Here is a 16300-nt window from a genome sequence, read left to right as displayed (position 1 = left end):
TAAGGATTATAGGACAAAGGAGAAAGTTTTTTCAATGAAAATCATCGCAAGTACCTTAAATGCGAAATATATTCATACGAATTTAGCTATTCGCTATTTAAAAGCATACGCAGCACCGGATTTTGACGTCGAGCTTGCAGAATATACGATTAAAGACCCAACATTAAATATTGTTACAGATTTATATAATAAAAAACCTGATGTAATTGGCTTTAGCTGTTATATATGGAATATAGAAGAAACCATTAAAGTCATCGAAATTTTGCGGAAAATTATGCCAGATGTAAAAATTGTTCTCGGTGGGCCAGAGGTCTCCTATGATGTTATTCATTGGCTTAAGCGATTGCCGGAAATTGACTTTATCGTTATCGGCGAAGGTGAAGAAACGTTCAAGCAGCTGTTACATGAGCTAAAAGGTAATATGGAAATGGAAAACGTACTTGGAATTGGATATATGAGAGAAGGAAAACCAGTTATCAATCCTGTACGCACTAAAATTGACTTGAGAGAAATGCCATCTCCTTTTAGATTTAAAGAAGATATCCCCCATTTATCGAAACGAGTCATCTATATTGAGACAAGCCGTGGATGCCCTTTTAGCTGCCAGTTTTGTCTTTCTTCCATCGAGGTTGGAGTCAGATATTTTAATCGCGAAAAAATTAAAGAAGACATAAGATATTTACTGGACAATGGTGCTAAAACAATTAAGTTTGTTGACCGGACTTTTAATATAAGCAGAAGCTATGCGATGGAAATGTTTCAATTTCTAATCGACGAACGAAGACCTGGCACTGTTTTTCAATTTGAAATTACCGGGGATATTATGAGACCAGAAGTCATCGACTTTTTAAATAAAGAAGCACCTGAAGGGCTTTTCCGCTTTGAAATTGGAGTCCAATCCACCAATGATTTAACAAATGAACTCGTAAAAAGAAGGCAAAACTTTGAAAAATTAACAAGGACCGTCCGAATGGTTAAAGAAGGCGGTAAAATTCTGCAGCATTTAGATTTAATCGCAGGATTGCCAGAAGAAGACTATGATTCTTTCCGCAAAACATTTAACGATGTATTCACTCTTGAGCCAGAGGAATTGCAGCTCGGATTTTTAAAAATGCTCCGTGGGACCGGCTTAAGAATTTCTGCGAAACATTTCGGCTATACGTACATGGATTACTCTCCATATGAAATTTTAGGCAATAATGTTATTGACTTTGAAGATATTATTAGGATTAAGCAAGTGGAAGATGTATTAGAAAAATATTGGAATGATCATAGGATGGATCGAACGGTCAAATTCTTGACTACAAAAAGTTTTGAGACTCCATTTGATTTCTTTCAAGAATTTGGTACGTATTGGGAAGAGCAAAATTGGTCACGAATTGGCCACCAGTTAGAGGATTTATTCACTCGACTTAAACAATTTCTTTCCGAAAAGAGCATTGAACATTCCGACTTGGCTGAAGGGTTAATGAAATACGATTATTTAATAAATAGACGGTATAAACCTCGAAAAGCATGGTGGGGTGATATCGTAGAGCGTAAAATCCGTTCTAAACTGTATGAGGCCATTATTGAAGAAGCTCACCTTATGAGGCAACTAAATTTAAATGAAAGAGAGCTTTATAAGCATACCCAAATTGAAATATTTCCTTTTTGCATTCAAACATATCAGCAAGAAGGGAAGATTATGCCTCAATCCTCTTATGCCTTGATCCATTATGAACCAACCGATGGAAGTCCAACAATTTATCCGTTAGATTCGATAAACATACAGAAAAAAACCGGAAGCTGATAAAGCTCCGGTTTTTCTTATCATTATAAAAGTTCTTTTCTTAATTGTTCAGATGATTTTGGTGAAAGCATGCCAATTGGAACATCAAAAACAGTTTTGGCTCCTGACTGTCCCTCTTTGCTAAGTCTATAGGCTGCTCTAGCATAGGCTGTTAACACACTTGCAGTGTATTCTGGGTTGCTATCTAGCTTTAAAGAAAATTCCATGATTTCTTTGTTGCCCTCACCCGTATCTCCACTTCTTATAACAAATCCTCCGTGCATCATTTTAGTATGGTTAGCTTGAAATTCTTCTTCTGAAATAAAGTTAACAATTGTTTCGTATTCAGAAAAATAATGTGGCATTTCCTTAATCGTTTTTTCAATTTCAGAAAGATTTGCCCCTTCTTCAGCTACTACGAAGCATTCCCTTAAATGCTTTTCTCTCGTTGACAATTCAGGGTTTTCACCACTTCTTACGCGATTAACTGCTTCTTCAATCGGGATTGTATATTGAACCGCTGCTTTAACCCCATTGACCCTTCTTACCGCGTCAGAATGTCCTTGACTTAAGCCTTTTCCCCAAAAAGTATATGTTTCTCCTACTGGTAAAATAGCTTCGCCAAATAGACGATTTGTTGAAAACATGCCTGGATCCCATCCAACTGAAATAATACTAACCTTACCTGATTTTTTTGCAACTTCATCTATTGAAGCAAAATACTCCGGTATCTTTGCGTGTGTATCGAAGCTGTCAATTGTATTAAAATGCGCCGCAAACGCTGGTCCTTGCTCAGGTAAATCTGTTGCCGAACCACCACATAATATCATAACATCAATATCATTTTTATAATCCTCGGCAGAAGCAATCGGATAGACTTTTACATTCGGATCTGCAACAGTTACACTTGCTGGGTCACGTCTTGAAAATACAGCTACAAGCTCCATATCTGGATTTTGTTTTATAGCAGCTTCTACTCCTCTTCCTAGATTTCCATAACCTGTGATCCCTATTCTAATTTTGTTTCCCATTATTAACCCTCCTGTTGTCTATATCAAAAATATGATAAACCTTATGAAAGAAAAATCATAGTATTTTTTACCCAATGATGACTCTTTCTGTTGGATAATGGAAGTCAGGCTCTTTTTCATTACTAGCCATGATAAATAAAAACGACAAAATTCCAATTCTTCCTATGAACATGAGCAAGATTAATATAGACTTACCAAAATCCGTTAAATATGGAGTGATCCCCATTGAAGCTCCACACGTACCAAACGCTGATGCCACTTCAAAAATGATGGAAATAAGGCTAGCATCCTCCGTAATAGATAATAATAAGATGGACAAACCAGTCAATATTACTGCTAGCATGAGTACCACTAACGATTTGATTACATCATTTTGATGAATTTCTCGTTGAAAAACTTTAATTGAAGAGCGGCCCCTTGCAAAATGAAAAAGAAAAAGAATATTAAGAGCAAACGTTGTCGTTCTAATACCTCCACCAACAGAACTAGGAGACGCACCAATAAACATTAAAAATGATAAAAAGAGTATGGTGGAAACAGTCAGCTGATTTACATCTAACGTAAGCAAGCCAGCACTTCTCATTGTTGTTGATTGGAATAAGGCATAGAAAAATGATTCATGCCAGGATTTCCCAATAAAAAAATGATTATATTCGATCGCAACGATTACAACTGTTCCTATTAATAAAAGTAAAAAGTAAGTGGATGTCGTAATTTTCGTAAAAAGACTAAAACGAAATCGAATCTTATCATCCTTATGAAGTAAAAACCTTTTCACTTCGATCCAAACAGGAAAACCAATTGCTCCTAAAATAATTAATATCATCGTTACAAATTGAACAAAATAGTCTCGTGCAAACGGAATCAGCGATTGCCCAGTAATATCAAATCCAGCATTTGTTGTGGCGCTTATGGAAGCAAACAATCCTTGCAATAATGCTTCCTGCCAGGTAGGGAAATATTGAATATAATAAGTCCCAAGAACAAGTGCACCAACAAGTTCAATACCCAAAATAATGTAGATAATTTGTTTTAAAAGGGCAACAAGTCCTGATAGATTAATTTGATTTTGATCTGTTCGAATTAATTGTCGATGCATCAGTCCAACTTTTTTCCCTAATAATAACCAGAAAAATGTACTAATAGTCATAATGCCAATTCCACCTATTTGCAAAACAAACATCAATAGAAAAATCCCGGGTACAGTAAAAGTTTCAGCTATATTCACCGTCGATAATCCAGTAACACTAACCGAACTTGCCGCGGTAAAGACTGCATCCATGAAGGACCATTGTGCTCCTGGTTTGCGGGCAAATGGTAAACTTAGTAGGATAGCCGAAAAGGCGACTGTTAAAAAGTAATATGTAACTAGGATCCTAAAAGGCGTTAGCCTAGTCAACGAATGTTTTTTCAAGTGTTTCATGCCTATTATTATCCCCCAATTAACATCATTCTTCTATATTAAAGAAAAAATTCAGCATTGAAAAGAAAAACATCCATTTTTTACATACTATCATGGATTTCCACGAAATACATTTTTCAGTTATAGGAGTTGGATTTACCAGTTATGCTTTTTTTGTTTGAGTCCATACTATGATTACGATGTAAATTAAATTAAAGGAGAGGATCCAAATGGCTAATCGAAACAGTAATCAATTACTCGTACCGGGAATTGAACAATATTTAGATCAAGTCAAATATGAAATTGCCCAAGAATTCGGAGTAACTCTTGGTTCCGATACAGCTTCAAGAGCAAATGGATCAGTGGGTGGAGAAATAACAAAAAGATTAGTACAACAAGCACAAGCTGAATTAAGTGGAAAACAACAATAAAACCTAAAAAGGAAGCCGATTTGGCTTCCTCTTTAGGTTAATTGTATAAATTGGCAGATCGACTTTTATGAACTGCTTTTTTCTTGGATATTAGATATCCGCCTAAGGCAATTCCTATTAACACGATCCAGAATGTTAATTTCCAAGCAGGAGATTCTGGGAAATGCTCATTAAGTATGGCAACATTTGGATGAGATAACGTAAAGATTGATAATTTTACTCCTACCCAGCCGACGATTAAAAAGGCTGCTGTCTCAAGTGTAGGGTATTTTGCTAATAATTTTACGAATGTCGTTGCTGCAAAACGCATAATGACAACACCCACAAGCCCACCTAAAAGCATTACTGTAAATTGCCCTCCGTCAATTCCCCCTACTTGGAACCATCCAGTTGGCTTTAGTGTTACAGCTAGGGCAACTGCTGCGAGCATAGAATCAATCGCAAAAGCGATGTCAGCAATTTCAACTTTTAAAACGGTCATCCAAAATGATTGACCTTTATTATTTTTCACAGTTTTTTTCTTGTTATTTTTAAACATATGGTGAATCGCTAAATATATTAAATAAGCGGCTCCAATTGCTTGAACTTGCCATACATTTACGAGGAAAGTAATGGCAAATAGAGCGGCAAAGCGGAAAATAAACGCTCCTAACAATCCGTAAAACAATGCTTTTTTCTGTAGTTTTTCCGGCAAATGTTTTACCATTACCGCCATCACGACGGCATTATCTGCCGCAAGGATACCTTCTAATCCAACGAGTACCAAAAATACCCATCCATACTCTAAAAACATCGATAATTCCATCAAATTTCCTCCCTTATTCTTTACATCCCCTCAGGCAGGAAATTTTGATTTCAATGAAAACAAAAAGACCTCTGCCATATGGGCAAAGGTCTTGCTGGACATTTTTTATGCCAACAAAGCCGGTGAATTGCTTCACGAAATGACGACTTTGTTTTAGGTGAATCCATCGTTCACCTAACGCTACTCCCCTTTGACTTTACGTCAAATGTATTTTATTTACTTATTATTATAGTATATGAATTCTAGCAAAGCAATATTCTCTATTAATCTTTGACTAATAGAATTAGGTGGTTGTCATGACGTAAGATGTTTCAATACTCTTAAATTTACTCTCAAATAGACGGTTAAATCTACATAATGAATGAAGACAATTCTCTCCTTCATCACTTTAACCACCATAATTCAATTGGATTTAATTCATATTGATTGTTTTCCCTATACATATACTGACACATAATTAGTTCGCGTCTTAATGTTGCATAATCCTCATGAAACTGTTTTAAATACTTATTGATCTCTTTTTCAGGATAAACCCTTCCAAATTCCAATCCTTTTACCATATGGGCTAGCACTACAAGCTTTTTCTTACGTTGTGCAGGATAGTTTTTCAGCTTCCCTTCCTTTGTGAAGAAATTTTGAATTATTTTTAACCGTTCCTCTTCTGTCACAGCCATTTCCATATTGGATCCACCCCCTGTTCCTATAGATAAAATAGCATTAGCATTCATCTCTAAAATCTTTGTATTTAATGAAAAATAAATAGTGTTTTTATCTCGTCGTTCTCTAATTAATCCAACCTCACGCAGCTTCGCTATATGATGCGTGATGGTCGGCGGCTTAAGACCAAGCTTTTCTGCAATCGCCTGACCATGTAACGGTCCTTGCTGAAGCAAGGCAATAATCTTAATTCGTGTAAGGTCGCCTAATGCTTTGTGAAATTCAACTATTTTATTTAACTGCATATGAAAACCCACCTACTTTTATAATCATCTAATTAGATGATAATCGAATTTATTTTATATTTCAAGAAAAAAATAAGAGATGGATCATTCATCTCTTATTTTCATATCATTTTGAATGTGTTCACTTTTTAACTATGTTCCTTTTTCCATCGTTTCTTTTTCCGATTCATTCTCCTTGTTTCAGGGTCAAATAAACTATAAACAACCGGGATGACAAATAACGTTAAAAAGGTACTGCTGATTAATCCACCTATAACAGTGACTCCCATAGGCTGATTCATTTCCGTCCCTTCTCCAATCCCAAGTGCAAGAGGAACCAAACCGAGAATCGTGGTCAAGGCAGTCATTAAAATTGGACGTGCACGATCTTTGACAGATTCAATGAGTGCATCATAGCTAGATAATCCTGCTTGTTTGCGCTGATTAATATAGTCAACAATGACAATCGCATTGTTAACGACAATTCCTGCTAAAATGATAATCCCGATGAAAGCAGGCACACTAATTGGCATCCGGCTTGAAACAAGGGCGACGGCAACACCAATAACCATGAGTGGCACTGTAAACATTATGACAAACGGATATTTAAATGATTCAAACTGTGCTGCCATGACGATATAAATAAGGATGATGGCTAAAATAAATGCCATAATCATATCATCAATTGAATCTTCGAGTAACTCCTTTTCTCCGCTATACGTAATTTCCGTATCGCCAGGAAGATGCAATGAGGCTATCTCAGTATCAACCGCTTTCGATATTGAACCTAAGTTTGTTTCTGTACTATATTTTAATGTAAATTCCACAGAATCTAGCTGGTTAATACGTTGAATTTCTACAGGTCCAGATCCTATTTCAATTTTTGCCAAATCTCCTAACTCTGCATAGGAACCGTCTGGCTTTCTAATTAATAAAGACTTTAATTTGTCGATATCTTTCGTGACGCTTTTTTCATATCCAACATAAACACCAAATACTTCCATATCATCTGTAATGATTTGTGAAGCCTGAACTCCACGTGTAGCGTCATTAAAAATCATGGCGATTTGAGCAGGAGCAAGCCCGGCATCAAATGCTTTTTCTCTATCTACCGTAATATGAACTTCTTCAACTGTATTCGCAGTTGTTGTTGTTAATTCTGTTACGTTTTCTACATCCTTTAATGTGTTGTATATTTTATTTGTACTTTCATCTAATCGCTTTTTATTTGTGTCAGTAACATTAAACGTCATCGTTTGTGGAGCCATTCCTGAAGCCGCTTGTACATTAAAACGGATTTTAGCTTCCGTATTTACTTTTTCAACTTCCTTTTCTATTTTAGGCTTCATGTGATCAACGATTTCGAATAAAGACCTGTCCCTTTTTGCGAGAGACTTTAATTTTACATATACCTCTGCACTATTCGCCATTCCGCCTCCTTGGAAAGTAGACTCTTGTGTTGATCCAATTAAACTAACGTATACATCAACATCTTTGTTTTTCTTAAGCTCATTTTCCATTACACTTATTACTTTTTCCGTCTCAGAAAGTGCTGCTCCATTTTCGAGCTTTACATTCATACTGAAAAAACCTTGATCAGTTGGCGGAAGAAATTGCATTCCTACTGTAGTCATTCCAAAAAGTCCGGCTACAAACAATGCGAAGGAGAAAAATAGTACAAGAAAACGGTGACGCAATGACCAACGAATTGATCGGTCAAGCATATTCATCGATTTGGATCTGCGCCTAATCGATTCATAATCACCTTGAGGCTTTTTTAATAACCTGCTTGCAAGCATTGGAACAACAGTCAATGCGACAAATAAAGAAGCGAATAAACTAAATGAAATCGTGAAGGCAAATTCCTTAAATAATTGTCCTAATAGTCCACTGATGAAAACGACCGGCAAAAATACAGCAACTGTTGTGAGGGTGGATGCTGTAATAGCTCCGGCAACTTCTTTTGCCCCTTCCAACGACGCTTGTTTCGGTTCTTTCCCCATAGATAAATGTCGATATATATTTTCGATTACGACGATGGCATTGTCTACAAGCATTCCTATCCCTAGGGCTAGTCCACCCAGTGTCATAATGTTTAATGCAAAATCTGCAAAAAACATCAAAACAAATGTTACGATGACGGAATAAGGGATAGCAATTCCGATTATGAGAGGGCTTCTTATGTTTCTTAAAAAGAAAAATAAAACAAGCATGGCTAGTGCTCCACCGATGATTAAGGAATTCGAGATATTTCCAATCGCCATCCTTACGTAATCACCTTGATCAAAAAGAATATCCGACTCGATCCCTTTAAATTGCTCCTTCTTTAAAAGAGTTTTTAATTCTTTTTGAAAATCTCTTGAAACATCGGCAGTATTCGCATCAGTTTCTTGAAGTACACTTAGTAACACTGAGGGCTTATCATTAGTTCGTGTAATGCTCTCTGAAGTTTGTTCTTGCTGTTTGACTGTTGCAACATCTTTGATTCTAATTTTTTCGCCATTTAAAGGATTTACATTGATGACAAGATTAGCAATTTCATCCGCAGAATGAACCATACTCATAATGCGTGTCGTAAGCTCTTTTCCTTCAGTGAGAACAGTATCTCCAGGTGTAGAAATATTGTTCGATTGAATAATATTGACGACATCACTCTGTGACAAAGAATATTTTTTCAAATCATCTTGATGGATTGTCACGTTAATCTCTTCTAATAATTTTCCCGTGACGTTGACACTTGCGACTCCTTTTACCTTTGTCAATTCGGTCGTTAACTTGTCCGTTAAATTTCTAAGACCTTTTTCATCTTTCTCGGTTTTCAGCGAAAGTTGAATAACAGGAAACTGGGAAGGATCAAATTTTAAAAATCGTGGTTTTCCAGCGTCCGAAGGGATTGGGGTTTGATCAATACGCTGCAGCACGTCGTTTTGAATATCATCAATAGATGTTGACCAAGAAAACTCTAATAGGATTAAATTTGAGCCTTCTTTTGAAATGGATTGTATATTTTTAATGCCAGGTAATGTGGCCAAACTTGCTTCTAATGGCTTCGTTATTTTTTCTACGACTTCCACCGGGCTTGCACCTTGGTATGATGTAACAACTACCGCTACCGGGGGATTGATATCTGGAATTAACTTCAAAGGTATCTTTAAAAGAGATACGATCCCTAATATAATGACAAGAAACATCGTTACTATCGTAAAAACGGGTCTCTTTATTGAAAATTTACTTAAATTCACTATGTATACCCCTTTCGGCCTCCCTTAACGCTTTAATTATAACAATTTACGAAGTGGAATTATATTCTAATGATGGATTATTTTTGTCATTAGAAAAAGCCGGTTTCCGTAAACCGGCTTATGAATTTTGGTTATTATTACTTAACCTTTCTTGTGCTAGTCGAACCATTTCTTTAACCATATTGCCACCGATAGGGCCGCCAACCTTCCCCGATTCTTCCGCTGACAAGTGTCCATTGTAGCCTTTCTTCAACGGGATGCCTTGTTCTTTTGCAATTTCAAATTTCACTTCATTGGGATTGTTTGGATTTACTTGATACCCTTTTTCGGACATTACTTTTGCTTTAAAATCATCTAAAGCGCCTCTAGCTCCTGGGACAAGCGTCCTATTTCTTCTAGCCATAAACATTCCTCCCTTTAGGTGATAGTATGTCCGAAAAATTGAAAAAGCTTCAGGTGGAAATTCTGGAGATAGCCGGATTGAGGTGTTCAATGGTGATTTTCGCGTTGCTAATGGTCGCAATAACCGGATTGAGGATGTTCAGCGGTGATTTTGACTGGCTAAAGGTCTCAATAACCAGATTGAGGTCGTTCAGCGGTGATTTTGACTGGCTAAAGGTCTCAATACACAGATTGAGGTCGTTCAGCGGTGATTTTGCCTTCTTAAAGGTCTCAATACACAGATTGAGGTCGTTCAGCGGTAGTTTTGCCTTACTAAAGGTCTCAATACGCAGATTTAGGTCGTTCAATGGTGATTTTCTCGTTGCCTAAGGTCTCAATATCCAATAGATACCCTTATGACAGAAATTACAGGTGTTTTAGCTCAATCAAAAAAGTAGTGCCTTATTTAAAAGGACACTACTTTTTTTATTAATCATGCTCATCCATTGGATTGTACAATTTTATATCAGGATTCTTATCTTGGAACCAGCGCAATGCAAAATCATTTTCAAATAAAAATAACGGTTTATCGAAACGATCTTTTACAAGAAGACTTCTTTGGCTGGAAAGAGTTTCATCAATTTTGTCATTTTCAATCCATCTTGCAATTTTTGAACCGATTGATTCCATGATGACATCCGAATTATATTCATTTTTCATCCGATGTTCAAAAACTTCAAATTGTAGTTGACCAACGGCACCGAGAATATAATCTTCCATTCTATATGTTTTATAAAGCTGAATGGCACCTTCTTGAACGAGTTGCTCAACACCTTTATGAAAGCTTTTTTGTTTCATTACATTTTTTGCCGTGACCCTGACAAATAATTCAGGCGTGAATTGAGGTAATTTTTCATAATGTATATTTTTTTTACCTTCTGAAATCGTATCGCCAATTTGGTATGTCCCGGTATCATATAATCCAATAATATCACCGCTCACAGCTGCGTTCACTGTGCTTCTATCATCTGCAAGAAACTGTGTTGATTGGGATAGTTTGAATTGTTTTCCCGTTCGGGCAAGAGTTACATTCATGCCTCGTTCAAATTGCCCAGAGCATATTCTGACAAAAGCTATACGATCACGATGAGCAGGGTTCATATTCGCTTGGATTTTAAAAATAAAACCTGAAAAACCTTCAGAAGCAGGATCAATTTCCCCTTCATTAGTCATCCTTGGTTGCGGAGACGGTGCAAATTTTAAATATGTTTCTAAAAAGGTTTGCACGCCGAAATTAGTTAGTGCACTACCGAAAAATACAGGAGACAATGTCCCGTTATTAATTTTTTCTACTGAAAATTCATTTCCGGCTTCGTCCAGTAACATTATTTCTTCCAAAGCTTGTGTATATAGGCCCGATTCTTTCAAAGGATGATCCCCAAGTATTTCGCCATCCTCACCCAATTCTAAAAATCTTTGATCTTCATCAACACGAAATTGTTCAATTCTATTGTTGTAGCGGTCATAAATACCGTAAAATTCTTTTCCCATTCCAATTGGCCAATTCATCGGATAGGATTCGATACCGAGCACTTCCTCCAACTCAGCAAGCAGCTCAAGCGGGGTTCTTCCTTGGCGATCTAATTTATTTATAAATGTAAAAATTGGGATTCCCCTCATTCTACAAACTTTAAATAATTTTAATGTTTGTTCTTCAATCCCTTTGGCGGAATCGATAATCATGACAGCACTATCCACTGCCATAAGCGTTCGATACGTATCTTCACTAAAGTCCTGGTGTCCAGGAGTGTCCAATATATTTATACGAAAGCCGTCATAATCAAATTGCATGACAGAAGAAGTTACGGAAATCCCTCTTTGTTTTTCGATTTCCATCCAGTCGGATGTGGCATATTTCCCTGTTTTTTTACCTTTTACAGTTCCAGCATCCCTTATGGCTCCTCCAAAATAAAGAAGCTTCTCCGTCATCGTAGTTTTTCCGGCATCTGGGTGAGAAATGATTGCAAAAGTTCTTCGCGATTCTACTTCTGCTTTTAATGTTTTTGCCATACACATAATTCCTTCCGTTGTTCAGTCTTTTTCTATCTTATTCCTTGCAAGAATGAATTTCAACGGTAAGTTTTAAAAAAGCTAAATACTCACTCGAAAAGTTTTTCAAAAAAACTCTTTCTTCCTATTTGATTGAGATAGTCAACTTTTCTTTTTTCGTAAAAATCATTAACATTACCTCTATCAAAATACCAAATACAATCCATTAAAATACTCAATTTATATACATCAAATAAATGCATTTTTTCAATATCTTCTAAAGGTCTATACTTCATATATTCAGAAATTATTTTCTTCGCTTCTTTAAAATTTAGGTATTGATCAACGTCGTGCCGCCATGCTCCATATTCAACTAAAACAACTAAATCAAATAATAGGTATGTATAATTTGCATCATCAAAATCTAATAGTGCACTGCACTTATCATCATTATAAAGGATATTTGTAAAATGAAAGTCGGAATGGCAGATTCCTTTTGGTAAATCTTCCGGAAAAATGAGTTGTTCCAACTCATTTTCTAGCCATAAACATTTTTCTTCCGCATTTTTTGTATTTAATCTTTCTGATTGTTTTCGTGCAAGATCGCGACATGTTTCAATGTTATAATTTAATCTAGCTTCTTTATATATAGGATGATAATTTTTACTAATGTTATGTAACTCTGCTGCTAATTTAATCAGTTGTGCTTTTTGGTTTTCTTTAGGGTCATTAATATGTTCACCTTCCATATATTCGAAAACAACATACGGCTTTTGTTTATAAATTCCTACGTAGCCTCCATTCCTGTTTAAATATGGTTTTGGACAGGGAAAATCATGTTTCTTTAAGTAAGTAAGGAAGCTCGTTTCAAATAATACGGACTGGACCGAACGATTTTCATAATATCTAAAAACAAACTGACCTTCTGTAGTTTGAACTTTAATATTTGTTTGAACGGTTCCATTTGTAAAAGGCTCGGAGGCTATGTAAGTTCCTACAGTATAATTTGAAAGAAGCTCCTTCAATTCATTTTCCGAGAAATTCGTTTTAATGGTATTCTCCTCCTTTACACTTTAAGCGTCCGGACGTTATTACACATTTCAACTGTCCGGACGCATTCTAGAATAAAATCATATTTCAGTTATCGGCGAAAGCACATAAGCCAATAAAAGCTTTTCTGTATTAATTAGTGAAGACTCATGGGTTCTTTCGAATGCATGGGACGATTCAATTCCTGGTCCCACCAAGCCATGGACAATATCGTGGCCTGCATTAATTGCTGCTGACGCATCAGAACCATAATACGGATAAATATCTACTTTATAATCAATATTATTGTCCTTCGCTAATTGAACGAGATGCTTTCTTAAGCCATAATGGTAAGGACCGCTCGAATCCTTCGCGCAGATTGAAACAGTGTATTCATCAGATGCTTGTCCTTCACCAAGTGCTCCCATATCTACTGCTAAATACTCGACCGTTTCAGGCGAGATATTGGCATTTCCACCGTAGCCGATTTCTTCATTATTAGAGATTAGAAAATGAGTTGTATAAGGCAATTCAATATTTGTAGACTTTATATGCTTGATCAGCTGCAAAAGAAGAGCCGTACTTGCCTTATCATCCAAATGCCTTGATTTAATAAAACCGCTTTCCGTTGTCTGAACACGAGGATCAAATGAAACAAAATCGCCGACATTGATACCAAGCTTTCTCGTTTCTTCTTCACTATTCGTGATCTCATCAATTCTTACTTCAATATTTTGCTCATTTCTTTTTGCTTCCCCTGCATCTTTGTATACATGGACAGATGTTTGCTTCATTAAAATCGTACCTGTATATGTTTTTCCTGAATCGGTTTCGATTTCGCAATACTCGCCTTCTACAGAATTCCAGCGGAATCCACCGATCATCGTCAGTTTCAATCTTCCATTAGATTTTATTTCTTTTACCATTGCTCCAAGTGTATCGACATGTGCAGTTAACATGCGGTGTTGGTCTGTATTTTTACCTGGAATCGTAATGAGCAAGCCGCCTTTTCGATTTCTTTTCATTTCCAGATCAAGACCTGTTAAATATTTTTCGCAAAAATCGATTACTTTTCGTGTATTACCGGAAGGGCTCGGAATAGAAACTAATTCCTTAATCAATTGGATTGTATCTTTTACTTGAGGAAATTCACTCATATTACATGCTCCTTTATGTAGTAAGATGTTATAATCATAACACGAGTTTCATGAAACGGAGGATTTTATAGTGGCTTTACATTCATTTTTATTAAAAGCTGATTGGCCAGGCGGACGCAATAGTGTCGGTACGATTGATGCTGGCAACCTGAAAACAGAAGTTTCGATTCCACCAGAAATGGATGGACCTGGAGTTGGAACAAACCCTGATGAAATGCTCTTAGGCGCTGCTGCTACATGTTATATCATCACACTTGCCGCCATGTTGGAACGTGCTTCTATTCCAGTTTCAAAACTTACGATGGAATCCGAGGGCATTGTTGAAGTTGAAAAAGGTGTCATCACTTATAAAACAATCATCCATCGGCCAACTGTCATTCTAGCTAATAATGAACAGATTGAATTAGCTCAAAAACTTGCTGAAAAAGCAGAAAAAAGTTGTATGATATCCAGAGCTGTAAAAGGCAATGTGGAGATTAAACTTGAAGCCGATATAAAATGACCGCCTTTTAAATAAGACGGTCATTTCTATTATTTCCTAAATTCCTGCAATCCTTCATTTAAAGTTTTTGTGCTTAGATAAACATCCTGATATAGCTTAAATAATTTTCTATATGCTTCTACATTCTCTTCTTTTGGCGTAAATGTTTCACTTACTTGAACAAATTTATCAGCACACTCCTTAAGTGAGGAGAACCAACCACAACCATAGGCAGCAAGCATGGCAGCCCCCATTCCAGGTCCTTGTTCACTAGCAAGCTTCATAATCTCTACATTAAAAATATCAGCTTGCATTTGCAGCCATTCTTTATTCTTAGCTCCCCCACCAATCGAAATGACGTTATCAATCTTTTTGCCATTTTCCCTAAAAATTTCGATCGATTCGTTTAACGAGAATGTAATTCCTTCAAGCACGGCCCGGACAAAATCCTTTCTTTCATGGGATGCGTCCATACCGATAAAGCTTCCTCTAATCACAGAATCCGCATGCGGTGTTCTTTCCCCTGCGATATAAGGTGTAAAAATTAATCCATTCGCACCAATCGGCACTTCATCTATACCGTTTAAAAGCTCATCGAAATCAATTTCTTTTGCAAACACATCTTTAAACCAACTCAAGCTATAACCAGCAGCAAGGGTTACTCCCATCGTGTAAAAAGCATTTTCTTCCCCATGGTTAAAATAATGAACTTTCCCTCCAAAATCCAGGTCATTTCTTTGTTCATAGGAAAGAACGACTCCTGATGTTCCTATGCTGCAAAGCGTTTTGCCCTCAGATAAAATGCCAGATCCAATTGCCCCACACGCATTATCTGCTCCACCTGCAAAAACTTTTACATTACCTGATAAGCCTGTTTTATCAGCTACTTCACTTTTAAGTGTGCCAGTTTGTTCATGTGAAGCGACAAGCGGTGGACAAAGGGAAATGTCAATTCCTAACAGGTTACAAATTTCCTTGCTCCATTTTTTCTCCCCGACATCTAGAAGCAATGTTCCAGCCGCGTCTGAAAATTCACTATGTAAGTGCCCTGTTAGTCGATAGCGCAAATAATCTTTCGGAAGTAAAAAAACAGACGCCTTTCCATAAATAGTCGGTTCGTGTTCTTTCACCCATAATATTTTTGGCAGTGTAAAGCCCTCAAGGGCAGGATTTTTTGTTATATCTAGAAGTCTTTCTTTACCGACTATATCCTCTATCTTTCTACATTGCACCGTTGTTCTTGTGTCATTCCAAAGAATGGCGTTTCTAAGAACTTTGTGGTCTTCATCCAATAAAACGAGTCCGTGCATTTGTCCTGAAAAGCTAAGCCCTTCAATGTCTTGAATATCCCCATTGAAATTCTTAACCATTTCGGTTAATCCTTCGATTGTTTTTCCAACCCATTCTTCTGGATTTTGTTCACTATATCCTGATTTTTCTTGAATCAAAGGGTATGACTTCGATACTTCTTGGCATACTTCCCCATCTTGGTTCATTAGTAATATTTTTACCGCGCTCGTTCCTAAGTCAACACCAATCACATACTTCACAAATCTCACCCCTCGTATAGAAAGTGCTGG

The 16300-nt window shown here is 36.7% G+C and carries 14 protein-coding genes and 1 riboswitch; of the genes, 3 read left to right on the top strand and 11 right to left on the bottom strand.

Annotated features, from left to right (window positions below; genetic code table 11):
* The first annotated feature begins 34 nt into the window (after positions 1-34).
* Complete coding sequence (locus KHA97_RS01675) at positions 35-1792, top strand: B12-binding domain-containing radical SAM protein (RefSeq protein ID WP_213123021.1); 1758 nt, start codon at positions 35-37, stop codon at positions 1790-1792.
* 23 nt (positions 1793-1815) lie between these two features.
* Here the strand turns inward: KHA97_RS01675 and KHA97_RS01670 are convergent, their stop codons facing one another.
* Both KHA97_RS01670 and KHA97_RS01665 read right to left on the bottom strand, forming a co-directional pair.
* Complete coding sequence (locus tag KHA97_RS01670) at positions 1816-2802, bottom strand: diaminopimelate dehydrogenase (protein WP_213123020.1); 987 nt, start codon at positions 2800-2802, stop codon at positions 1816-1818.
* A 67-nt stretch (positions 2803-2869) separates the two neighbouring features.
* A complete protein-coding gene (locus KHA97_RS01665; protein ID WP_213123019.1) occupies positions 2870-4225 on the bottom strand; it encodes a TrkH family potassium uptake protein in 1356 nt (451 codons plus the stop codon).
* A gap of 209 nt (positions 4226-4434) precedes the next feature.
* On the opposite strand from KHA97_RS01665, the gene KHA97_RS01660 reads away from it, so the two are divergent.
* On the top strand, positions 4435-4635 hold the full coding sequence (locus KHA97_RS01660) for an alpha/beta-type small acid-soluble spore protein (protein WP_213123018.1): 201 nt from the start codon (positions 4435-4437) through the stop codon (positions 4633-4635).
* Between the two features lie 37 nt (positions 4636-4672).
* Here the strand turns inward: KHA97_RS01660 and KHA97_RS01655 are convergent, their stop codons facing one another.
* From KHA97_RS01655 to KHA97_RS01620, 8 genes are all read right to left on the bottom strand, one after another.
* Positions 4673-5440 (bottom strand): TerC family protein, encoded by a 768-nt coding sequence (locus KHA97_RS01655; RefSeq protein WP_213123017.1) that lies wholly within the window; start codon positions 5438-5440, stop codon positions 4673-4675.
* Between the two features lie 32 nt (positions 5441-5472).
* Positions 5473-5641, bottom strand: a riboswitch (yybP-ykoY riboswitch).
* Between the two features lie 182 nt (positions 5642-5823).
* Entirely contained in the window at positions 5824-6402 is a 579-nt protein-coding gene (locus KHA97_RS01650) for a DUF2087 domain-containing protein (RefSeq protein WP_213123016.1), read from the bottom strand.
* Between the two features lie 128 nt (positions 6403-6530).
* Complete coding sequence (locus KHA97_RS01645; RefSeq protein ID WP_213123015.1) at positions 6531-9623, bottom strand: efflux RND transporter permease subunit; 3093 nt, start codon at positions 9621-9623, stop codon at positions 6531-6533.
* A 118-nt stretch (positions 9624-9741) separates the two neighbouring features.
* Positions 9742-10026 carry an alpha/beta-type small acid-soluble spore protein gene (locus tag KHA97_RS01640; protein ID WP_213123014.1) on the bottom strand — a complete coding sequence of 95 codons (285 nt, stop codon included), beginning with the start codon at positions 10024-10026 and terminating at the stop codon, positions 9742-9744.
* Positions 10027-10075: 49 nt separating this feature from the next.
* On the bottom strand, positions 10076-10372 hold the full coding sequence (locus KHA97_RS01635; protein ID WP_213123013.1) for a hypothetical protein: 297 nt from the start codon (positions 10370-10372) through the stop codon (positions 10076-10078).
* 121 nt (positions 10373-10493) lie between these two features.
* Positions 10494-12074, bottom strand: coding sequence for a peptide chain release factor 3 (locus KHA97_RS01630; protein ID WP_213123012.1), 1581 nt, complete (start codon positions 12072-12074; stop codon positions 10494-10496).
* Positions 12075-12163: 89 nt separating this feature from the next.
* Positions 12164-13078: a homoserine kinase gene (locus KHA97_RS01625; RefSeq protein WP_213123011.1), complete on the bottom strand. Its 915-nt coding sequence runs from the start codon at positions 13076-13078 to the stop codon at positions 12164-12166.
* A 105-nt stretch (positions 13079-13183) separates the two neighbouring features.
* Positions 13184-14239 carry a M42 family metallopeptidase gene (locus KHA97_RS01620; RefSeq protein ID WP_213123010.1) on the bottom strand — a complete coding sequence of 352 codons (1056 nt, stop codon included), beginning with the start codon at positions 14237-14239 and terminating at the stop codon, positions 13184-13186.
* A 70-nt stretch (positions 14240-14309) separates the two neighbouring features.
* Between KHA97_RS01620 and KHA97_RS01615 the strand changes: the two genes are divergently transcribed.
* A complete protein-coding gene (locus KHA97_RS01615; RefSeq protein ID WP_213123009.1) occupies positions 14310-14741 on the top strand; it encodes an OsmC family protein in 432 nt (143 codons plus the stop codon).
* 29 nt (positions 14742-14770) lie between these two features.
* On the opposite strand, the gene xylB is transcribed toward KHA97_RS01615, so the two are convergent.
* Positions 14771-16270: a xylulokinase gene (xylB, locus tag KHA97_RS01610; RefSeq protein ID WP_213123008.1), complete on the bottom strand. Its 1500-nt coding sequence runs from the start codon at positions 16268-16270 to the stop codon at positions 14771-14773.
* Between the last annotated feature and the right edge of the window lie 30 nt (positions 16271-16300).

Source organism: Lederbergia citri (assembly GCF_018343625.1).
Taxonomy (GTDB): domain Bacteria; phylum Bacillota; class Bacilli; order Bacillales; family Bacillaceae_C; genus Lederbergia; species Lederbergia citri.
The sequence above is the reverse complement of the archived record's forward strand: the minus strand, read 5'-3'. Positions and strand labels throughout refer to the sequence as shown.